This window comes from Gemmata sp. SH-PL17, assembly GCF_001610855.1.
GTDB classification, from domain to species: Bacteria; Planctomycetota; Planctomycetia; order Gemmatales; family Gemmataceae; genus Gemmata; species Gemmata massiliana.
In genome coordinates this window covers 2,265,913-2,287,658 of record NZ_CP011271.1, presented here as the reverse complement: position 1 = coordinate 2,287,658, position 21,746 = coordinate 2,265,913, and the positions used below count along the sequence as shown (strand labels likewise).

At 64.1% G+C, this 21,746-nt stretch carries 16 protein-coding genes and 1 pseudogene; 13 read left to right on the top strand and 4 right to left on the bottom strand.

Annotated features, from left to right (window positions below; genetic code table 11):
• Positions 1-59 precede the first annotated feature (59 nt).
• The 9 genes and pseudogenes from VT84_RS09600 to VT84_RS09555 all read left to right on the top strand — a co-directional run bounded on the left by VT84_RS09600 (position 60) and on the right by VT84_RS09555 (position 8,374).
• Positions 60-413 (top strand): P-II family nitrogen regulator, encoded by a 354-nt coding sequence (locus VT84_RS09600; protein WP_052560035.1) that lies wholly within the window; start codon positions 60-62, stop codon positions 411-413.
• 189 nt (positions 414-602) lie between these two features.
• A pseudogene (locus VT84_RS42170) lies at positions 603-830 on the top strand (Hpt domain-containing protein); the annotation flags it as partial.
• Positions 831-1,191: 361 nt separating this feature from the next.
• On the top strand, positions 1,192-2,820 hold the full coding sequence (locus VT84_RS09585; protein WP_239465757.1) for a chemotaxis protein CheW: 1,629 nt from the start codon (positions 1,192-1,194) through the stop codon (positions 2,818-2,820).
• A 42-nt stretch (positions 2,821-2,862) separates the two neighbouring features.
• A complete protein-coding gene (locus tag VT84_RS09580) occupies positions 2,863-3,294 on the top strand; it encodes a chemotaxis protein CheW (protein WP_052560039.1) in 432 nt (143 codons plus the stop codon).
• 25 nt (positions 3,295-3,319) lie between these two features.
• A complete protein-coding gene (locus VT84_RS09575; RefSeq protein WP_082839370.1) occupies positions 3,320-5,302 on the top strand; it encodes a methyl-accepting chemotaxis protein in 1,983 nt (660 codons plus the stop codon).
• Positions 5,303-5,614: 312 nt separating this feature from the next.
• Positions 5,615-5,989 carry a response regulator gene (locus tag VT84_RS09570; RefSeq protein ID WP_052560041.1) on the top strand — a complete coding sequence of 125 codons (375 nt, stop codon included), beginning with the start codon at positions 5,615-5,617 and terminating at the stop codon, positions 5,987-5,989.
• A 2-nt stretch (positions 5,990-5,991) separates the two neighbouring features.
• Positions 5,992-7,095, top strand: a complete 1,104-nt coding sequence (locus VT84_RS09565) for a chemotaxis response regulator protein-glutamate methylesterase (RefSeq protein WP_082839369.1) — start codon at positions 5,992-5,994, stop codon at positions 7,093-7,095.
• The gene (locus VT84_RS09560; protein ID WP_082839368.1) at positions 7,092-7,916 is read left to right on the top strand and encodes a CheR family methyltransferase; all 825 of its coding nucleotides are present in this window, start codon (positions 7,092-7,094) and stop codon (positions 7,914-7,916) included. The genes VT84_RS09565 and VT84_RS09560 overlap by 4 nt, the downstream gene beginning before the upstream one ends.
• Complete coding sequence (locus tag VT84_RS09555) at positions 7,913-8,374, top strand: chemotaxis protein CheX (protein WP_162271649.1); 462 nt, start codon at positions 7,913-7,915, stop codon at positions 8,372-8,374. Before VT84_RS09560 ends, VT84_RS09555 begins: the two co-directional genes overlap by 4 nt.
• 36 nt (positions 8,375-8,410) lie before the next feature.
• On the opposite strand, the gene VT84_RS09550 is transcribed toward VT84_RS09555, so the two are convergent.
• Entirely contained in the window at positions 8,411-8,641 is a 231-nt protein-coding gene (locus VT84_RS09550) for a hypothetical protein (RefSeq protein WP_082839366.1), read from the bottom strand.
• A 387-nt stretch (positions 8,642-9,028) separates the two neighbouring features.
• On the opposite strand from VT84_RS09550, the gene VT84_RS09545 reads away from it, so the two are divergent.
• The 3 genes from VT84_RS09545 to VT84_RS09535 all read left to right on the top strand — a co-directional run bounded on the left by VT84_RS09545 (position 9,029) and on the right by VT84_RS09535 (position 13,839).
• The gene (locus tag VT84_RS09545; protein ID WP_082839365.1) at positions 9,029-11,347 is read left to right on the top strand and encodes a PQQ-binding-like beta-propeller repeat protein; all 2,319 of its coding nucleotides are present in this window, start codon (positions 9,029-9,031) and stop codon (positions 11,345-11,347) included.
• 37 nt (positions 11,348-11,384) lie between these two features.
• Positions 11,385-13,139 (top strand): PQQ-binding-like beta-propeller repeat protein, encoded by a 1,755-nt coding sequence (locus VT84_RS09540; protein WP_052560049.1) that lies wholly within the window; start codon positions 11,385-11,387, stop codon positions 13,137-13,139.
• Positions 13,140-13,359: 220 nt separating this feature from the next.
• Positions 13,360-13,839: a MaoC family dehydratase gene (locus VT84_RS09535; RefSeq protein ID WP_052560050.1), complete on the top strand. Its 480-nt coding sequence runs from the start codon at positions 13,360-13,362 to the stop codon at positions 13,837-13,839.
• Between the two features lie 79 nt (positions 13,840-13,918).
• Here VT84_RS09535 and VT84_RS09530 read toward each other — a convergent pair whose 3' ends face one another.
• The 3 genes from VT84_RS09530 to VT84_RS09520 form a co-directional block, all read right to left on the bottom strand.
• Positions 13,919-16,465 (bottom strand): DUF4159 domain-containing protein, encoded by a 2,547-nt coding sequence (locus tag VT84_RS09530; RefSeq protein ID WP_082839364.1) that lies wholly within the window; start codon positions 16,463-16,465, stop codon positions 13,919-13,921.
• A 93-nt stretch (positions 16,466-16,558) separates the two neighbouring features.
• Positions 16,559-19,441, bottom strand: a complete 2,883-nt coding sequence (gene purL / locus VT84_RS09525) for a phosphoribosylformylglycinamidine synthase subunit PurL (protein WP_082839363.1) — start codon at positions 19,439-19,441, stop codon at positions 16,559-16,561.
• Positions 19,425-20,270, bottom strand: coding sequence for a prephenate dehydrogenase (locus VT84_RS09520; protein ID WP_082839362.1), 846 nt, complete (start codon positions 20,268-20,270; stop codon positions 19,425-19,427). The genes purL and VT84_RS09520 overlap by 17 nt, the downstream gene beginning before the upstream one ends.
• Positions 20,271-20,341: 71 nt before the next feature.
• On the opposite strand from VT84_RS09520, the gene VT84_RS09515 reads away from it, so the two are divergent.
• Positions 20,342-21,730 carry a DUF1501 domain-containing protein gene (locus VT84_RS09515; RefSeq protein ID WP_082839361.1) on the top strand — a complete coding sequence of 463 codons (1,389 nt, stop codon included), beginning with the start codon at positions 20,342-20,344 and terminating at the stop codon, positions 21,728-21,730.
• Positions 21,731-21,746 lie beyond the last annotated feature (16 nt).

Genomic DNA, 21,746 nt, shown 5'->3' with positions numbered 1-21,746 from the left:
ACACGCGCGCCCCTCACGCTGGTTCCTCCCCTAATACACTCACACTCACATTCACTCTCATGAAGCTCATTGTTGCGATCATTCGCCCGGAAAAGCTCGAAGACGTGCAGAAGGCGCTCGCGGAGCGCGACGTGTACCTGATGACCGTGAGCGACGTCCGCGGGTGCGGCCGGCAGCGCGGGTACACCGAAGTGTACCGGACCACGGAAGTGCAGATCCGGCTCATCCCGAAGCTGAAGCTGGAAATCGCGGTCAACGAGGCGTTCGTCGAGGCCACGGTGGAGGCCATCATCCACGCGGCCCGCACCGGCGACACGGGGACCATCGGCGACGGGAAGATTTTCGTGCTGTCGCTCGAAGACTGCGTTCGCATCCGGACCGGTGAGCGCGGGTCCGAAGCGATCGGCCCGTGACGTCACAATCCGCGTCGCTCGCCTGAACCGGGCGACGCGGAAGGGTTGTAGGGCCGGCACGTTCGGCAAATTGCTCTTACTCACGTCCCGTTTTCTTGCACAGTCCTCCCAAGTTACCAAGAATACCGGTACTCACCTCCGGCACGGGTTTTCTCGTGCCGCGGGGCCGTTTTCCGCTCGTGATGTACCGTGAACGACATCATCCGCGAGTTCCTGGTCGAAAGCCACGAGAGCCTCGCGCAGCTCGACCTCGACCTCGTCACTCTCGAAAGAGAACCGGGGGAACGGGAGACGCTCGCGCGAGTGTTCCGGATCATTCACACGGTCAAGGGCACGGCCGGGTTCCTCGGGTTGATGAAGCTCCAGGCCGTCAGTCACGCCGGTGAAACGCTTCTGAGTAAAGTTCGCTCCGGTGCCCTCACATTCAATGCTGAGATCGCGACCGCACTGCTAGGCGTTGTGGACGCGATCCGGAAGATCCTCGCGGCCCTCGAAGCGACCGAAACCGAGGGCGAAGGGGATTTTTCAGCCGCAATCCAGGCGCTCGATCGACTGCTACCGGTCGCTCCCGCGCGCTCACCGGTACTCCCCCCACCCGCAGTTCGAGAAGCTCCGGTTGTTCCTCCCGCTCCCCCACCTCCGCCTCCCGTTGCGGTCGTTCCTCCACCACCGCCTCCGCCCCCGGTCGTGGAAGTCCCGAGTGAGCCGGTAAAGCCCCCCCCCTGCCCCACGACCAAAGCAGCCTGCACTCGAAACATCCGAAGGGCGCGGATCGGCCGTGTCCGGCTCCAACATCCGCGTGGACGTCGGTTTACTCGACAAGCTCATGACACTCGTGGGCGAACTGGTTCTCGCGCGAAACCAGATCGTGCAATACAGCAACGGACACGAGGACTCCGGGCTCCAGGGCGCGGTCCAGCGCCTGAACGCGCTCACGACGGAACTGCAAGCGGGCGTGATGAAAACGCGCATGCAGCCGATCGAGAACGTGTGGGCGAAGTTCCCGCGCGTCGTGCGAGACCTGGCCGTCGCGTGCGGCAAACAGGTCCGGCTCGAAATGGACGGGCAGGAAACGGAACTCGATCGGACCATCATCGAAGCCATCCGCGACCCGCTCACGCACATCGTTCGCAACGCGGTCGATCACGGGATCGAGGCCCCGAACATCCGCGCTGAGCGGGGGAAATCGCCCGAAGGCCGGTTGCTCCTTCACGCGCTCCACGAGAGCGGCAAAGTCGTCATCGAGATCGCCGACGACGGGGGTGGAATCGACCCGCAGCGCGTGCGCGACAAGGCGGTTTCGGCCAAGATCGTGACGCCCGAAGTCGCCGCGCGCATGACGGACGCGGAGTTGCTCAACCTGATCTTCCTGCCAGGATTCTCGACGACGGACCGAGTGACGCACTTCTCCGGCCGCGGCGTGGGCATGGACGTGGTGCGCACCAACATCGAGAAAATCGGCGGTACAGTCGACGTGGAGAGCCGCCCCGGGCACGGCACCACCGTCAAAATGAAGATCCCGCTCACGCTCGCGATCGTCCCGGCCCTTACCGTCGTCACCGGCGGCGACCGGTACGCGATCCCGCAAGTGAACCTGCTCGAACTGGTCCGGCTCGAAGGCGATCAAGTTCGCAGCGCGATCGAGTTCGTCCACGGCGCACCGGTGTACCGGCTCCGCGGGCGCCTGCTCCCGCTGGTTTATCTCGCGCGGGAACTGCGCGTCGAATCGGTCCCGAACCCCGACAACGAAGTTAACATTGTCGTCCTCCAGGCCGACGATCGGCGATTCGGGTTGGTGGTCGATGAGATCCGCGACACCGAAGAGATCGTGGTCAAGCCGCTGCAAAAGCTGCTCAAGAGCCTCACGGTGTTTGCCGGCGCGACCATCATGGACGACGGGCGGGTCGCTCTGATCCTCGACGTAATGGGACTGGCAGTGCGCGCGAACGTCGTGCGCGGCACGAGAGAAAGGGCGCTCGTCGACCGGGCCGCTGAGGTCACGGAACGGGCCGGCACGCGCCCGATGCTCCTCTTATTCGCGACGCCCGGTGACGGGCGCGTGGCGGTCCCGCTGGACCAGGTCGCGCGCCTCGAAGAGTTCGAGCCGGAACGCATCGAAACGGTCGGCGGCGAGGTCATGGTTCAATACCGCGGAACGATCCTGCCGCTGGTTCACGCGCTCGGGGCGCCCGCGCCGAGTACGGGCGAACTGGTTCAGGTGGTGGTGTTCGCGGGGGCGGGCGAGCGCGTCGGGCTGATCGTCGAGCGCGTCCTCGATATCGTCGAATGCCCGACCGTGAACCGGTCGAAGGCGACGCGCCCCGGTGTGCTGTTCAACGCCGTGGTCCACGACCGCATCACCGAGTTCCTCGACGTGGACGCGATCACCCAACACGCGCGCGGATGAAACGCGCTTCGACGGTAGCAGCGAGAGCGCCCGGAGACCGCCGTGAACGAGTCGCACCAGTTCTGCACGTTCTACCTCGACGGCCATTATTTCGGCATCGACGTGCTGAAGGTGCAAGAGGTGATCCGCTACCAGGAAATGACGCGGGTACCGCTGGCCACGCCCGTTGTGCGCGGGCTGATTAACCTGCGCGGGCGGATCGTGACCGCGATCGACCTCCGGCGCCGGCTGGAACTGCCGGACCGCCCGCTCGATCAGTGCCCGGTGAACATCGTCATCCCGACCACCGACGGCGCGGTGAGCCTGCTCGTGGACGACATCGGAGATGTGCTGAACGTTGCGGGGGCGCCCTTCGAGCCGGTGCCCGAAACGCTCGTGAGTGCCGCCCGCGAGTTGATCCGCGGGGCGTACCAGCTCGACGAACAGTTGCTCCTGATCCTTGATGTGGCCCGTGTGATCGCCGAACCAAATTAAACGTTCACATACAAACGAGTCCGCCATGACCCGCCCCGTACTCGCGCTCCTCACGAACGTCCCGATCGGCCCGCGGCTCGTCGGCGGGTTCTTTCTGATCGCCCTGATCTGCGCGTTCGTCGGCTACTGGGGCGTGCGCTCGATGAACAAGGTGAACGCGATGCTGACGAACTCCAGCACCAACCTTGTGCCGTCCATCTACGCGATCTCGAAAATGCGGGCCGGTGTGCTCACCGCTCAGCGAGCCGAGCGCACGACCCTGATGGCGATCCGGGCCAAAGACGAAGGGGTACGACTCTCGACCGTGTCGGCAAAAGAGACCGCGTGGCGGAACATCCGCGAGGGCACGGCGGAGTACGAAGCCCTGCCAATGACCGATCGCGAGAAGCACCTGTGGGCGCAACTCCTCCCCCGGTTCGACGAGTGGAAACGGGACTACGACGCCTCGGAAACGGCGGTCCGGGCCGGTGAACTGGACCGCGCCGAGCGGATCATTTATTCCGAGATCCCGAACGCGACCCGACTGAACGAACTACTCAGCGAGCTGATCGAGTGCCAAAACGAGCAAGCCAAGGCACAACAGGACCAGGCCGTTGAGTTACACACGAGCACTCAGGCAACCCTCTGGAGCATCAGCGCGGTCGGGGTTCTCGGGGCCGTCGCATTAGGCGTGGTGCTCACGGTGTCTGTAACCCGGCCCCTCGGCCGGGCGATGACGGTCCTCGAAGCCGTTGCCAAGGGCGATCTGACCCAACGGGCCGAGATCCGGTCGCGCGACGAGGTCGGCCGCGTCGGTCACGCACTGGACACGGCCATCGGCGTGCTCCAGACCGCGCGCGAGCGGGACGCTTATTACGCGAGCCAAATCGCGGCCTTCGGGCGCGTTCAGGCGGTCGTCGAGTTCGAGTTAGACGGCACGGTCGCGAACGCGAACCCGAACTTCCTTCAGATGATGGGCTATTCCATTGAGGAGGCCCGCGGACACCACCACAGCATGTTCGTACCCGAAGCCGAGCGCAACAGCCCCGCGTACCGCGAGTTCTGGGCGCGATTGGCGCGCGGCGAGTACCAGACGGGCGAGTTCCGGCGCGTCGGTAGGGGTGGCAAGGAAATCTGGACCCGCGGCGCGTACTTCGCCATTCTCGATTTGAACGGGAAGCCGTACAAGGTCGTCAAGTATGTCACCGATGTGACGCACCTCAAGAAGATCGAAACGAGCCTGGAACAAACGGTGGAATCACTAGCCGGTTCCGCCCGCGAGTTAACGGCCGTGAGCCAACAAATGGCCGCGAACGCCGAGCAGACCGCGAACCAAGCGAACGTCGCGTCCGGTGCCGCCGAACAGGTGAGCGAGCACATCGGCACCGTCGCGGCGGGCACGGAAGAGATGGGCGCTAGCATCAAGGAAATCGCCAAGAACGCGAACGATGCCGCGAAGGTCGCAACCACTGCGGTGAAAGTCGCCGAGAAGACCAACGCAACCATTGCAAAACTCGGCGAAAGCAGCACGGAAATCGGCAACGTAGTGAAGGTCATCACGTCGATCGCTCAGCAAACGAACCTGCTGGCCCTGAACGCGACCATCGAGGCCGCCCGCGCCGGTGAAGCGGGTAAAGGGTTCGCGGTCGTGGCCAACGAGGTCAAGGAACTCGCCAAACAAACCGCGCGGGCGACCGAGGACATCAGCCGCAAGATTGAGGCGATTCAAACCGACACGCGAGGTGCGGTCGAGGCCATCGGCCAGATCGGGAAGATCATTAACCAGATCAACGACATCCAGAACAGCATCGCGTCGGCGGTCGAGCAACAAACGGCCACAACGGGAGAAATGAGCCGCAACGTGTCCGAGGCCGCCCACGGGAGCGGTGAGATCGCACTAAATATTACGGGCGTGGCTCAGGCCGCGCGCAGCACCACCGAAGGCGCTAACGACACGAAACTGGCTGCCGATGAGTTGGCCCGCATGGCGATCGGACTCCAACAACTGGTCGCGCAACTCAAGGTATAGACGCGGTGTGAGTCGCGCCGCGGGGCGAATCGGAAGCGCTCTGTGGCGCGAAAATTACCACCGGGGCGTATGAGCACCTGTTTCGGTCACAAGCGTTTCGATCCTTCCGTTCGCGCCGGCGCGATGCACCCCGAATCGCGCCCTAGAAATCGGAAGCCGCATTAATGCGCCCAGAGCGCGTCGGCTCCTCCCAAATGTGACGAACCCGTTTCCAACCGAGACGTTCGGTACAACGGTAGCAAAGTCGTCTGGAAGCTCAGGCGGTGCTCGGCCCCGAGCGCTTACCGAACCCGGTTTACGGGAGAGTGACGAATGCGCGCGATGGTGCTCGACGACTCCCGAACGGTCCGACTCATCATCGGCCAGATCCTCACCGAAATGGGGATCGAGGTGATCGAGGCCGGGAACGGGCGCGAGGGCCTGGACCAGATGCGCGCGACCCCCGATCTGGACCTCGTGCTCGTGGACTGGAACATGCCCGAACTGAACGGGCTGGAGTTCATCAAGGCGGTGCGCGCGACGCCCGCATACGACCCGGTCCGGCTCGTGATGGTGACCACGGAGACCGAGCAGGAGCAGGTCGTCCGGGCGCTCGACGCGGGGGCCAACGAGTACGTGATGAAGCCCTTCACCAAAGAGATCCTCGTCGCCAAGTTGAGCCTCCTCGACGTCTTCGGGGAGTCGTGAGCGTGCCCAAGATCCGCGTCTTCGTCGTGGACGATTCCGCCCTGTTCCGGCGCATGGTCACGGAAGAACTGTCCGCGGACCCGGCCCTCGAGGTCGCGGGCACCGCGGCCAACGGCAAAATCGCGCTCACCCGGCTCGCGCAAGTGAAACCCGACGTCGTGCTCCTGGACGTCGAGATGCCCGAACTCGATGGCCTCGCGGCGCTACGCGAGATCCGCAAAAAAGCTCCTCAACTCCCGGTCATTATGTTCAGCGCGCTCACCGAGCGCGGCGCCACAGAAACTTTGGAAGCGCTTTCGCTGGGCGCCACGGAATACTTCACGAAGCCCGCCTCGGCGGGCGGTTTGGAAGACTCGCTCCGCATCATCCGCAATGAGTTAATCCCCGAAATCAAAGCAATTTGCGGCACGCGGGCACAATCGCCACCGTCCGGTGTGTACCGGTCCCTGTGCCAGACCCCACCGAGCACCAAGCGCCCACTGGTCAGTCCGTCCGGGACGCTCCCCGCGCTCCCGGCGCGCGTCGACGTCGTTGCCATCGCTGCTTCGACCGGTGGACCGAACGCGCTCACCACCCTGTTCGCGGACCTACCGGCGGACCTCGGGGTTCCCGTACTCATCGTCCAGCACATGCCCCCGGTGTTCACGGGACTGCTGGCCCAGCGCCTGACCGCTCAGAACCCGTTACCAATCGAAGAGGGGCGCGCCGATGAACTCCTCGCCCCGGGGCGCGCGTGGCTCGCTCCCGGCGACTACCACATGGGTGTGGAACGCAACGCGACCGGTACGCGCCTCGTTATTGACCGCAATGCTCCCGAGAACTCGTGCCGCCCGGCGGCCGACGTGCTGTTCCGGTCGGTCGCCCGAGCCTACGGCCCGAACGTACTCGCCGTGGTCCTCACAGGAATGGGACAAGACGGGCTGCGCGGGTGTGAGGCGGTAAAGGCCGCCGGCGGACAGGTCGTAGTTCAGGACGAGGCCACGTCGGTCGTTTGGGGGATGCCAGGGTTCGTGTCGCGCGCGGGACTGGCCGACAAGGTCGTACCGCTCCCATTGATCGCCCCCGAAATCGTGCGCCGGCTCCGCGTCGGTCGGGAGGCGAGATGACCCCCGAGGAATTCGACTACGTTTGCAAGTTCGTCCGCGAGCGCAGCTCGATCGTGCTCGAACCGGGCAAGGAGTACCTCGTTGAAACCCGGCTCGCACCGGTCGCGCGCGAGTTCCAACTCGAGTCCGTGAGCGCGGTCATCGCGCAACTCCGCGGCGCGCGTGCCGACCTCCAGACCCGCGTCGTCGAGGCGATGGTCACGACCGAGACGCTGTTCTTCCGCGACCGCGAGCCGTTCGAGAGCATCCGGACGACGGTCCTCCCGGACCTGATCCGGCGCCGGGCCGACGAGCGCCAGTTGAACGTGTGGTCGGCCGCGTGCTCGACCGGCCAGGAGCCGTACAGCTTCGTGATGCTGGTCCGCCAGCACTTCCCGGAACTGGCCGATTGGAAAATCAATGTCCTGGCGACCGATTTGTCCGAGGAAGTTCTCGCGAAGGCGCGGGCGGGGCGGTACAACCAGGTCGAGATCAACCGCGGGCTACCGGCCCCGCTCCTTGTGCGGTACTTCAAACAGACCGGAACGACGTGGCAACTGGCCGACGACGTGCGCCAAAGGGTCGAGTTCCGCGCGATGAACCTGACCAAACCGTGGCCGGCGCTCCCGCGAATGGACCTCGTGTTCCTGCGGAACGTGATGATCTACTTCGACTTGGACACGAAGAAAGCCATCCTCCAGCGCGTGGCCCGTGTCCTACGCCCGGACGGTTACCTGCTCCTGGGCGGGGCCGAAACGACCCTCAACCTCGACACCGCGTTCCAGCGCGCCGAGAGCATCAAGGGCGGATTCCACCAATTCGCGAAACAGGTGTCGCGGTGAATACGTCGGACGAACTGGTCGCGACTCTCCATGAAGCCGTTACGGGCGCTCTCCGCGCACTGGGCGACATTGAAGTTTCGGTGCGCGAGGCCCGAAACACATTCGCACTCGAAGGGTTCGCGGACGTATCCGCGGTCCTGAAAGTGACGACGCAAGCCGGCGAGGGGTATTTCGTACTCAGTGTGACCGAAGCCATCGCGACCGCGCTCGCAAAGTTGGTCTTAGCCGGAGTTGTGTCCGAACCGAACACGGGAATGGTGCGCGACTGCCTCGGTGAGATCGTGAACGTCGTCGCAGGTCAGGCAAAAACGCTTCTTTTTGGTACCCCCATCCACTTCGTACTCGGCACCCCGACTGTTGTGACCGGCACCCCAACGCTCGCGCCTCCCGAGCGCGTGTTCGTCACTTTCGCCAGCGACTTCGGCGAATTCGCGCTCCACGTCCGCCTGCCGGCGTAACCGAGCCCCACGTCGCAAAATGGCGTATTGGTGAACTCAATCGAACCGCGCGTTCGAGCGTTTGGGGCGAACTCGGGGCCGAAACGCCGGCGCGAAGATCGTACCGAGGACCAAGCCCCCGACGACCAACACTGCTAGAGTTAAACCAGCGGCGATCCCGCGCGAGATGAGCCCCAAACCGGCCGTGGCAAGTACCGCCAGCGCCACGACGGTAACGAAGGTACTCGCCAGGATTAGGCCGAACAGACCGCGCACGTCCGATCGCATGAGGAGTTCCCGTCCGCGTGAGGGGTCCGTCCGGGTTAGAGAGGCCGCGACAACGGTCCCGAGTTCGCGTCCCCTACTTCACTTCGCAACTCGGGGATGTTCCTTGCACCAAATCTTTGATAACCTCACCCAACGAACGGGCGCCGACCCGACGAGCCTTCTCGTACAATTCTGGGAGCCGTGTGTAAGCGCAGGGGCGCAGCACGGTACGGTCGAGAAGCCAGTCGGGAATGACGTTTCCGGTTCCCACCACAACACGGTCTCATCCGTACCTTATCTCCCACTTAAGGACGCGAGCGCTCTGAGACCGCGTCTCCTCGTCCGGCGCCGGCCCAAAGGCGCCACGAGACGCTAGTAACGACTACCTGCCACACGTGAGGAGTAACGATGTCCCTCTCGCGAAATCTTCCTCTCTTCCTGCTCTCGCTCGCATTTGTTACGGCCGGATCTTCGGCGCGGGCCGCGGACTGGATTCACTGGCGCGGGCCGGAACAGAACGGGTTCTCGCGCGAGAAGAACCTTCCCGGCGAGTTCAACCCGGCGAATAAGGCGCAGGGGAACGTCGTTTGGACCGCGCCTTACGGCGGGCGTTGTGCGCCACTGGTGATGGACGGCCGCGTGTACGTCCTCCAGGGAACCGGGAGCGGCTTGGAAGAAGCCGAGCAGATGGTCTGCGTGAACGAGAAAACCGGAAAACTGCTCTGGACCTACCGCGTCAACGTTTTCCACACCGACATCGTGTCCACGCGGCTCGCCTGGGCACCGCTCACCGGCGACCCGGCCACCGGACACGTCTATGCTCAGACGACCGGCGGGCTTTTGCTCTGTATCGATAAGGCCGGCAAACTCGTCTGGCAGCGCAGTCTGACCGAAGAATACGGTCGGGCCAGTGGTTACGGCGGGCGCATCCCGGCCCCGATCTTCGATAGCGGCCTCGTCATCGTTGGGATGATTAGCTCCAGTTGGGGCGACTTCGCACGCGGTACCAATCGGTTCGTCGCACTCGACGGCAAAACCGGGCAAGTGGTGTGGTGGTTCGATGCGGGGTTCCCCAGCAAGGAAACGTACTGCTCTCACCCCATCGTTGCCGTTCTGAACGGTCAGCGCGTCCTCCTGAGCGGGGGCGGTGACGGTTACCTACACGCATTCAAGGTGCGAACCGGGGAGCGCGTTTGGAGTTATCAATACTGTGCTGGGGCAACGAACCCGGCCCCGATGGTAGACGGCAACCTCATTTACGCCGTCCACGGCGACGAGAACCCGGAAGGCGGTCCCTACGGTCGCATCATCTGCCTGGACGCCTCGAAACTCGATAAGAGCGGCAAGCCGACGCTCGTGTGGGAGTTCCGGAAGTCCGTGCGGTTCGGCCTCGCGTCCCCCGCACTGGCGGAGGGCCGGTTGTACGCCCCGGACGATGTCGGCGACCTACACTGTTTTAACGCGAAAACCGGCAAACCGCTGTGGAAGTATCGCTACGCGAACGAGGTTCGCGGCTCACCTCTCATCGCCGACGGGAAGATCTACATCAACGACGTTCAGCGCCGGATGCACATCATTACGCTCAAGGGTAATGAGAAGCCCGACGCGCTGGATACATTCGAGTATCAGTTCAAGGAACCCAAGGGGATCTACTCCGAAACCAACGGCACCCCGATTGCGGTAAACGGACACGTCTACTTCGTTTCGGCCGCGAGTCTCTGGTGCCTCGGCCTACCGGACGCCAAGCCGGAACCCGCGAAGTACACGCCGATGCCCGAGGAAACGCCCTTCAAGGAGAACGCGATCGCGGGAGCGCGCCTGTTCCCGGCCGATGTGGTGCTGAAGCCGGGCGAGAAGGTGCAGTTCCAGGTGGTGTTCGTGGATGCGAACGGTCGCGAGGTGAAAGACAACCGCCCGTCCCCCGCGGCCGTGTGGTCGCTCCCGCTCCCGGCCAAGACACCCACGGGCGCCCAACCGCCCGCACTCCAGGGCACCGTCGCGAACGGCGAGTTGACTGTTGCCCCGGTGCCGTCCCAACAGGGGCATGTTGAGTTCGATAGCGGCGGGATCAAGGCCCGCGCCCGCGTTCGAGTTGCGGCGCTGGTTCCCTGGAAACAGGACTTCGAGAAAGCCCCCGCGGGTTCGTCCCCGGGCGGATGGGTGAACGCTAACGGCAAGTTCACCGTTGTGAAGCTCCCGGACGGCAATCAAGCCCTGATGAAGAACAACAACGACCCGCGCCCGCCACTCGCCAAAGCGAACGCCTTCATCACCATGCCGGACGCCGCGAACTACACGATTCAGGCCGATCTCATGGGGACGCAGGTGCGCGGGGGCATGGGCGACTTCGGGCTGATTAACTCCCGCTACACGCTCGTTCTTGACGGGAAGACCGACCCGGACAGCAAGAAGCGCCAGCTCCGACTGGTATCCTGGGAAGCCCGGCCGCGGATCACGCGCGTCGAGGACTTCGACTGGCAGCCCGACGTGTGGTATACTGCGAAACTCACGATCGAGCACAAGGAAAAGACGGCGATCATTCGCGGGAAGGTGTGGAAGAAGGGCGATCCGGAACCGGAGGCCTGGACCGTCGAACTCGAAGACCCCAGCCCGAACCGGGTGGGCGCTGCCGGACTGTATGGGTACGTGACGAACAGCACCGCCGTCGAGACCGGGGCCAACTGCTACTACGACAACATCGTGATTACCCCCAACGCCAAGAAGTGACCCGATCAAACTCACACTCCGACCTCAGGAGCGAAAAATGATGCACGTTCTCCGATCGAGTCCGCCCCGGTTCGCCGCTCTTGTCGCCCTGGCCGCGGGCGTCCTCGCTCTGACCGTTGGGGGCACGGGCGAAGCGTGTCCCCCGAACCCGCACCAGTCGGTGAGCACCTTCGTGGCGGGCGATCCCCCCACGAGCGGTAAGAGCGCTGTGGCCATGTTCGGCGGGACCGTGGCCCGCAACATGGTGAACCTCACCGACAAGAACATCCCCGGGAAGTTCGAGGCCGAAGACAAAGAAGTTCTCTTGTGGAAGGCCGACCTCGGGTCGAAGGCCTACGGCGGGCCGACCGTGGCCGGCGGGCGCATCTACGTCGGGACCAACAACCAGCGCCCGCGGAACGACCGGGACGTCCACCGTGCAAAAGACGGGGCGATCGAACCGGTCGATAAGGGCGTGTTGATGTGCTTCGACGAGAAGACCGGGAAGTTCCTCTGGCAGGCGGTCCACGACAAACTGGAATCCGGGCGCGTGAACGACTGGCCCGAAGAAGGGGTCTGCGCCACGCCGACGGTCGAGGGCGACCGCGTGTACTACGTCAGCAACCGCTGCACCGTGATGTGCCTGGACGCCAACGGGTTCGCGGACGGGAACCAGGGGTTCCAGGGCGAGAAGTACAAGGAGAAGACCGACGCCGACATCGTCTGGCAGTACGACATGATGAAGGAACTCAACGTGTTCCCGCACAACATGTCGGCCGGGTGCCCGCTTATCATCGGTGACATCCTCTTCGTTCACACCGCCAACGGCGTGGACGACGGGCACTTGAACCTGCCCAGCCCGAACGCCCCGAGCTTCATCGCGCTCGACAAGAAGACCGGCAAGCTCCTGTGGAAGAACAGTCTGCCGGGTAAGAACATCATGCACGGCCAGTGGTCGAACCCGGCATTCGCCGAGATCGACGGCGTCAAACAGGTGATCTTCCCCGGCGGCGACGGATGGATTTACAGCTTCGTCCCCGAGACCGGCGAGCTGATCTGGAAGTTCGACGGGAACCCGAAGGACTCGGTGTACGAACTCGGGGGAACCGGCACCCGGAGCGACTACATCGGCACCCCGGTCATTTACGACAACAAGATCTACATCGGCCTGGGCCAGGACCCGGAGCACAGCACGGGGATCTCGCACCTCTTCTGCATCGCCCCGAAGAAGGACAAGAAGGGTGACATCTCGGGGGTGCTGGAAATGCGGACCAAGGGGGCGGACGGCAAGGACGTCATCAGCGAGAAGCCGAACCCGAACTCGTGCGTCGTCTGGCACTTCGGCGGTGAAGAAACTCGCAAGTTCGCCCCCCGTGACTTCAAGTTCGGCCGCACGATGTCCACCGCGTGCATCGTGGACGACATCCTGTACATGTCCGAGTTGGCCGGTCAGATCCACTGCATGAACGCGAAGACCGGGGAGCACTACTGGAAGTACGACACCAAGGCGTCGATTTGGGGCTCGGCCTACTACGTCGACGAGAAGGTGTACCTCGCCACCGACGCCGGCGACCTGTTCGTGTTCAAGCACGAAAAGAAGCCGGCGAAAATCGACGAGTTGGAGGGCATCACGGCGACCGAACTCAAGGAAGCTCGCAAGCAAATCAAGGCGCGGCAAGCTCAAGTATCCGACAAATATCTGCTCGCCAAGATCGAACTCGATGCCCCGATCCGGTCGACCCCGATCGTTTCCAGCGGTGTCCTGTACGTGATGACCGAGAAGACGCTGTACGCATACAAGGCAAAGAAGTAACAGCGCCTGCTGTGTTCCCACCGCCACGGGATACATGTCCCGTGGCGGTACTATTTAACGAGCCTTTCTCACCTCTTTATCCGTTCCCAATCACCTTCCCCGCCCCTCGCGTTGAGCCGAAAACGAGTTCACCCGTTCGGGTGGGTTCGCCTTTCACCAATTCCGCACTCCGGGTATGACAATTCCCGCTGGGCCGAGTGACCTGGAGAGAGCGGGACAAATGAGCGACGAACTGCTGTGTTTCGAGGAATTGGACGTCGGTCGCGAGTGGGTGTCGCCGGAACGGGTCGTGAGCACCGAGGACATCGGCTGTTTTGCCGGACTGACTGGGGACCGGAACCCGATTCACCTGGACCCGGAGTTCGCCCGCACCACGCCCTTCCGCCGGTGCATTGCGCACGGGCTACTCGGTCTCTCGCTGGCGGGCGGGCTGGCGGCGGGGTCACCGCCCGTGCGAACGGTCGCGTTCCTGGAACTCCGAGAGTGGCAGTTCCGCGCGCCGATTTACCCGGGTGATGCGATCCGGGTGACCAGTCGCGTGTTGGAGAAGCAGCCCCAGGGCCGGGGCCGCCGCGGAACAGTGGTGTGGCAGATCCGCGTGCTCAACCAAGACGACCGCGTGGTGCAGGAGGGCGTTACGGCGACCCTCGTTGAAACGGCACAAAAGATAGCGCGATCCCCGAATTCGGCCGCCGCCTGACGGCGCCGCTCGCGCTTCGGTGGCACGAGCAGTCTTGGAATCGCCCCTTCTCGCCCAGCCAATCTTCACACCGTTCTGTTCACCGCCGCAGCGAGTACAGCACGACGGCGCTCGCGATACGAAGGGCGCTCTCCTTGTCGTGCCCGAGGCAGTCCGCGGACTTGTGCCCCTCGATCGCGCACCCGATATCGTACTTGCTGTAAACCGCGACCCATCGCCCATCAATCTTGATCCCCTCCAGAGCCACCGGGTAGGTCCGCAGCTCCTTTTCGGCCCCGGTCCCCTCAGCGTTCTCGCGCCGGCACCGAACGCTCCCAATATCGATCCCGGCTTGGGCCGCAATTCGGAAAAGAGGGTCGGTCGCGGGGATCGTTACGAGCTTCTGGTCCGGGAACATCTTCGCCATCGCTTCGCGGAACGACTGGTCGAACACGCGCCACTGTTTGATGTCGTTGCACGCCGCGTCCGCGAGCAGCAGCCCGCCGGTTTGCAGGTTCGCCTTCACGTTGTCCAGTTCGTCGGGCGTGAACTGGACCGGTTTGCGCCCGTGCAGGTACATGAACTTGAACTTCGTGAGTTTGTCGTCGGACGGCGCGAGCACCTCACTGGTCAGGGCCACGTCGAGTTTCGCGTGCTGGCCCAGGTACGACATCAGGTTTCGCAGCGCGTCGAACGCCGGGGGCTGCTGGGCGCTCGCGTCACTGATGTACCGCAGTTGCAGCGCGCGGAACTTGCTCCGGGCGATCCCCGTGTTCTCGACCGTCACCAGTTTCGTCTGTGTGAGCTTGGGCTTGGGCAGTTCCATCCCGGTCGCGTAGGCGAGGACGTTCCGCGCCAGGCAGAACGCCTTTTCCCCGCGGTTCTTCGGGTCGCGCCCGTCCGCGGGCATGAACCGCCGTTCTTCCCAATACCCGGCCAGTGGGCTGGGGCTGAAGATCGCGACCGTGCGGCACCCGCGGTCCAAATACATCAGGTCCGGGAAGTCGCCCGGGCCGACCCCGGGGAACATCTGCCAGATCGCGTGCTCCGGGGGCACCCGTTTGAGCGTGCTCCCGGGGAACAGGCGCCCCACAAGGCGCTCGAACGACTTGGCGAACTCCTTGTCCCCGCAGCACGCCTCGGCCAGTAGGAACCCGCCCTCCTCGACGTACCGTTTGAGGATCTGTTCAGGAACTTCAAGGGCCGCGTCGGTCGACGGCACGAACGGCATCGAACCGTGCCCGTTGAGATACACGACCGGGGACTGCAACAGCAGCCCGACCTCGGAGTCGATCTTCGCCTGCGTCGAGAGATCCTGGAGGCGCATATCGTACACCTGCCACGACAGCGGGGCGCCGTCGAAGATCTCGCGCTGTGCGAACTCGACCAGATTGCGGCAGTCGTTGTGCTTGCGGTTCCAGTTCGGCACACCGGTGATCCCACCGTCGGGGTTGCGCTCGGTGAGGATCGCCTGATCGCCCTTACCGACCTCGCCCCGGATGTAGTTGCCCCACGCGAACTTGCTCACGAGTACCGGGGTGCGCCCCTTCGACAAATACAGCAGCGCGAACGAGGTCGTGATGATCGGGTAGTTACTGTCAATACTCCTTCGGGCACCAGCAGCCGAGTACGCGAACGAGCCGTCGGGTTGTTGAAGCTTGAGCAACTCGACGCAGCCCGCGCGGTACCAGTCCATGCGGCCGATGAACCGCTGCCCGGAGAGGCGCCCCAAGCGTTCGATGCCGTAATAGTTGTAGAAGTACGACTTCCCTTCCTCGAAGTTGAAGTTGGCTCCGACGTAGAACAAGCCCTTCGCGAGTTCGGTGTTGTCCGCGTAGATCCCGCACCGGGCCGCGACCCCGGTCGCGGGGTCCAGTTGCTGCTCGCTCTGGTCCAGTCCCATGTTGGCGATGAGCAACCCGCACGCCCCAGCCACGGTCATGGAGAAGCTCGCGTCGCGCTCGAGCGTGGTGTACTTCCAGAACCCGGACTTCGGGTTCAGTTTGTCCGGGTACTGCGTGCGCGTGTAATACTCCTGGATCTCCTTCCAGAGTTGGTCCTCGATCTTCACGCCCGCGGTCTTTGCGGCGTAAAGTCCGAGCAGCGCGTACTGCGAGTTGGAATTGTCCGAGATGTTGTTCCCGGGATAGCTCCACCCCTGGAGCTTCCCCCCACTACGAAGTGCCTTTTCTTTGAGCCACTCCGCGTTCTGGGCGAGTTTGGGCAGATCTTTCTTGTCCCGCGACGCAAGCTGAGCTTCGGCCAGCGCCATCGTCTGAAGTGCAACGACGTAAGTCTTGGTCGGGGTGATCTTACGGAGGTAGTCGAGGCCGCCCTTCACGGTCGGATCATCGACCTTCACACCGGAGTTGAGGAGCGCGAGCACAGCCAGTGAGGTGGCCCCACCGTCCATGTCAACAAGGTTCTTCAGAACGAGTGTTTCCCAGTTCCCGTTACTCTTCGCAGCTTCGGACTTGAGGAATGCGACACCACTATCGATGGACTTTTTCACCTTATCGACGAGTTCGACGTCCGAGTTCGCGCCCCGTGGTGGGGCGGGAGCGGGCTGTGCGACAGTGGGCGTGGGAGAAACGAGCAATAACCCGACACAGAGGGCAAGACCGGCGGCCAACAGCGAACGGGTCATAGCGGACTACCTCCGAGCACCAACCATCCCGCCCGCCGTATCACATTCTCAGTGAATCCAGAGGGCATGATCGTTTGGTGCCCCATTATACACTCACCACCGCAGCGGTTTCTGCCACGCCTCCTTGAGTGTCGCCAATTTAACCCAGAGGAGCCATTCGCCGTTGGCGCCGGCGACGCGCAATCGGGGGTCCGACACGGTGGTGCCCACCCGCGCAATCGTTACACCGGCTAGAGCCGCCTCGAACGCCGGAGCGTGTTCCGGCTTCACTTCCACGAGGAACCGGGTCGGCGATTCGCTGAACAGTTTCGCCTCGTCGGACAAGTTTCCGGGCAGCGCCGTGATGTCGGCCCCGATCCCGCCCGCGAACGCCATTTCCGCCGCCGCGACCGCGAACCCGCCCTCACTCAAGTCGTGGCACGAACGAACCAACCCCTGAACAATAGCAGCGTGTACGCCCGCGAACACTTTCGGTGCGGTCGCGAGATCGACCTTCGGCACGTTCCCGCCCGTGCGCCCGGTCACGAGGTTGAAGTGCGAGCCGCCGAGTTCGTCCTTCGTGGTTCCCACGAGGTAGAGCGCGTTCCCGGTTTCTTTCAGGTCCATTGTGACGCACTTGCGAACGTCCGGCACGCGCCCGAGTGCGGTGACCAGTAGCGTGTGCGGGATGTCGAGCCGCTCGCCGCTCTTGCCGGTGTAAGTGTTGTTCAGGCTGTCTTTACCGCTAATGAACGGCGTGCCGAATGCGACCGCCACGTCGCGACACGCTTCCGCGGTGCGCACGAGCGCGCCGAGCACCTTCGGGTCGTGGATGTTCCCCCAACAGAAGTTGTCGAGGATCGCGACCCGCTTCGGATCCGCGCCCACCGCGACCACGTTGCGCACGGCCTCGTCGATGGCGGCCGCCGCCATCCAGTACGGGTCGAGGTCCGCGAACCGGTGGTTGATCCCGCACCCGACCGCGGCGCCGGTCCACGAACCGAGTACCGGCACGACAACCGAAGCGTCCGACGGCCCGTCGTTCATCACGCCCACGAGGGGCTTGATCGCGCTGCCCCCTTGCACCTCGTGGTCATATTGGCGGATCACCCATTCCTTCGAGCACACCGAGTAGTGCCCCAAGATCGCGACGAGGGCGTCTTGTGGCGTTTGCGCCGCGCCGGTGCTCGGTTGCGCCGAAAGTGATTCCGCTGGCGCCCATTCTGCGTTCTTGACGACGGTGGGGCGCCCGTCGTGCAGGAAGTGCATGTCGAGATCGGCGACAACGTTCCCCTGGTACGACAACTTGAGGCGCCCGCTGTTCTCGAACGTACCCAAAACGGCGGCCTCGACGTCTTCGCTCGCGCACAGAGCCTGGAGTTCCGGCCACTTCTCCTGTGGCACGGACAGCACCATCCGCTCTTGCGATTCCGAGATCCAGATTTCGGTGTAGCTCAACCCTTCGTACTTGAGCGGCGCCTTGTCCAGATGCACCGTCGCGCCGAGATCCGCGCCCATCTCCCCGACGGCCGACGAGAACCCGCCCGCGCCGCAATCGGTAATCGCGGTGAACAGGTTGCGGTCGCGCGCCTGGATGATGACGTCCTGAACCTTCTTCTCGGTAATCGCGTTACCGATCTGCACCGCACCGCCGCTCACCGTTTCCGATTCGTGCGTGAGTTCTAGGCTGGAGAACGTCGCACCGTGAATCCCGTCGCGCCCGGTACGGCCCCCGACCGCGACGATCAGGTCACCGTCGTGAACCTTCTTGAACGCCTTGTCGCACGGGATCGTACCGATGGTGCCGCAGAACACGAGCGGGTTCGCGAGGTAGCGCTCGTCGAACAGGATCGCCCCGTTTACCGTGGGGATGCCCATGCGGTTGCCGTAGTCGCGCACCCCGGCCACAACCCCGCGCATCACGCGGCGCGGGTGCAGTACACCCTGCGGCAACTGGTTCGGGTCGAAGTCCGGCGGCGCGAAGCAGAACACGTCGGTGTTGCACACCGGCTTCGCCCCGAGACCGGTCCCGAGGAGGTCACGAATCACCCCGCCCAATCCCGTGTTCGCGCCGCCGTAGGGTTCGATCGCGGACGGGTGGTTGTGCGTTTCGACCTTGATGCAGATGTGGAAGTTGTCGTCGAACTTCACGATCCCCGCGTTATCGGCGAACACGCTCACGCACCAGTCGTCCGCCCCGAGCTGCTGGCGGATGGTCTGCGTCGCACCGAACACGGTCTCTTTAAGGAGATTCTTGTATGTGCGCGTTTCGCCGGTGGACTGGTCCCGGAAGGTAATGGTACCCTTGAGCGTTTTGTGCGAGCAGTGCTCGGACCACGTCTGCGCGATCGATTCGAGTTCCGCGTCGGTCGGCTCACGGTTCAGGTCGCGGAAGTGCGACTGAACGACCTTCATCTCGTCCAACGAAAGGGCAAGTGTGTTGTCCTTGCTCAACTTCACCAACCCGGTATCGTCGAGATCCCGGACCGGTACAGTGCGCAGCTCGAACTTGTACGGCGCCCCGAACCCGAGGTGGTCCGCCTTGACCGGACCGGACACGATGTGCTCGATGGCGTCGTTCGCGAGCACCTTGCGGAACAGCACGTCGCGGTCGAGTGACGGCAGTTCCGGCGGGCCGAAGTAGCGCCGGAACGTGCGCACCGCAGTTACGGGGATACCGAGCAACTGGACCGCTTCGAGTACCGTTTGCGCGACTGGTTCCATTACACCGGGTTTGAGGAGCACCGTGTACGAGTGCGCGGTCCGCGTGCCGACCGGGGCGAACTCGCCGACCTCCACGAGCGGGTCGACGAGCACCTCTTGGGTCAGGCGCGCGCGGTGCTCGTCGGTCAGGTCGCCTTCGAGCAGGAACCCGCGGGCGGACGCGCTAACGAGGTCGCCGCCGCGCTCCGCGTGCGTGAGCAGGTCGAACTCGTCACACACGCGCTCGCGCTCGCCGTCCTTACCGAGCGGGCGGATTTCAAGTTCCCAGAGCATCGCGTACCTTTTTCCCTTCGGTTAACCACTGCACGAGTCCGGCGTGGTCGCCGGCTTCGAGCAATTTCCGGAATTCGGCTAATCGGTCCGTGAACGCGGCGAGTGCGGACAGCGTCGCGTCGCGGTTGGCCTCGAAAATCGCGGCCCACAACTGTGGGTCGCCCGCGGCCACGCGGGTCACGTCGCGGAACCCGCCCGCGGAGAGCCGGAGCCACTCGGTCGGTGTGACGCCCGCGACCGCCGACGCGACCGCGTGCGGCAGGTGGCTCGTCACGGCAACGGTGCGGTCGTGCTCCTCGGCGTTCATCAGCACGACGCGGGAACCGAGCGCCTCCCAGAACCGCCCGACTGCGACCGTTCGCTCCCAATCTGCGCCAAACTTGCTGATAATGACGACCGTGACGCGGTTCTGGAACATGTCCGCGCGCCCGTACTCGGCGCCGGCCTTTTCGGACCCCGCGAGCGGGTGCGCGGCGATATACTCCACGTTCGCCGGCAGCTTCCCCTGCAGCGCGGACACGATGCCGGCCTTCGTGCTCCCACCATCCGTGAAGCGCGTACCGGGCCGAACGTGCGGCGCGGCGGCCAAAATGACCTCGGTGATTCGGTCGACTGGGGTACACACGACCACGAGGGACGAGTTTGCCACGCCCTCGGCGAGACTGGTCGTTCCCGCATCAATCGCACCGAGCGCAACCGCCTTCGCGATGGTCGCTTCGTCGCGGTCCACGCCCACGACGCGCCCGGCCACCCCGCGCGCCCGCGCCGCGAGACCGACCGAACCACCGATCAGCCCGACACCGACAATTGTGATCTGATCGAACAGCATGCTGAGATTATAAGAACGCGGCCACAAGAAACCGCTTGCCGTGACCGCCGGTTATCAGAGATAACGGAGTCATGCCCCGCACCACAGCAGTCACCGGTACCTCCGTCACGCTGTCGCGCCGCGACTGGCTGCGGATCGGCGTTCCCGCGACCCTGGGGCTGTCTGCGTCCCGAGTCCACGCGAAACCCGCGTTGGGCGCTGCGGGTTTCGGCCGCGCGAAGTCCGTTGTGGTCGTCTTCACGAGCGGCGGACAGAGTCAGCTCGACACTTGGGATCCGAAGCCGGACGCCCCCGCCGAAATTCGCGGCGCGTTCCGCTCGATTCAAACGCGGAACCCGGGACTGCGGGTCTGCGAACACTTACCACGCATGGCGGCACTCGCGGACCGCTTCGCTGTGCTGCGGTCCATGACGCACAACGACCTCGATCACGGCTCCGCGTGCTACCTCGCGCTCACGGGGCAATTTCACCCACAAAGATCATCCAACCCGCCCCCGCGCCCCACTGACTTTCCGGCCCTCGGCGCGGTGTTGAAGCGAATTAGGCCCGCGAAGCATTTTCCGCACACCGCCGTTCACGTCAACGGCCCACTACTCGCGCCGATCGAGGTCAGTCCGGGGCAGTACGGCGGATTCCTCGGACGCGGGTACGAACCCGCGGAACTCGGCAACGTCACCGATACCGACCGGTTGGTCGCGTCATTGAGCCTGCCCCTTGATGTACCCATCGAGCGCCTCCATTCGCGCCGCGATCTGCTTGCGAAACTCGATCCCGGCACGAAATCCAATCCGCTCGCGTTGAAAGCGTTCGAGCTGGTGAACGCCCCGCGCGTGCGAGCGGCACTCGATCTCGACCGCGAACCCGAAAAACTCCGCGACCGGTACGGCCGGCACCGATCCGGGCAGGCGTGTTTGATGGCGCGCCGACTGGTCGAGGCCGGGGTGCCGTGGACAACGGTGTTCTTCAACCACGGGATCCGTGGACAGGACGATCACCCGGACGACACCGACGAGTACGGCTGGGACACGCACAACGACATCTTCGACTCGCTGAAAGCGCATCTGCTCCCGCGCTTCGATCACTCGGTGTCCACGTTCCTTGAAGACCTGACCGACCGCGGGCTATTGGACAGCACGCTGGTCGTCGTGATGGGCGAGTTCGGGCGGGCGCCCTTGGTCGCGGTGGAAAAGTCCTTCGCCGGGCGCGGGTCGCCGGGGCGCAAGCACTGGGGCGCGTGCTACTCGGTGCTGCTCGCGGGCGCGGGGATCGTGCCCGGCGCCCTGTACGGCAAGTCCGATCGCATCGCTGCGTACCCTCAATCGGAACCGACCGCGCCGGGCGATCTCGCGGCGACAATGTTTCACGCGCTCGGCATCGAACCGGAAGCACACTACACAGACGCCACCGACCGCCCGTACCGCGCGGTGACGGGACACCCGGTCACGAAACTGTTCCACTGACCTCGCTTAGAACTAC